We start from the raw sequence: 298 nt of genomic DNA on the forward strand, positions 1-298 counted from the left end.
GGCCCCGGTGGCCCAGGCCACCAGGGCGGGGACGAGCAGGCGCAGGTCGGCGCGCGTGCTCATCCGACGCTCACGTGGGGACGCAGCGTCTCCAGGGTCTTCTCCCCGATGCCGCTGACCTCCATGAGCTCGTCCACCGAGGTGAACCGGCCGTGCTCGGTACGCCAGGCCAGGATGTGCTCGGCCGTCACCGGGCCCACGCCGGGCAGCTCCTCGAGGGCCGCCTGGTCGGCGGTGTTGAGGTCCAGCGCGCCGCCGGCTCCCGGCTCCTCCGCACCGCCGGGGGCCGCCCCGCCGG

General features: G+C 76.5%; 1 protein-coding gene. It reads right to left on the reverse strand.

Features of this window, described 5'->3' with window-relative positions; genetic code table 11:
• Positions 1 to 59: 59 nt before the first annotated feature.
• A partial coding sequence (locus HMPREF3099_RS10925) for a ComEA family DNA-binding protein (RefSeq protein WP_141762141.1) occupies positions 60 to 298 on the reverse strand: 239 nt, incomplete at its 5' end.

This window comes from Kytococcus sp. HMSC28H12, from assembly GCF_001816045.1.
GTDB lineage: Bacteria > Actinomycetota > Actinomycetes > Actinomycetales > Dermatophilaceae > Kytococcus > Kytococcus schroeteri.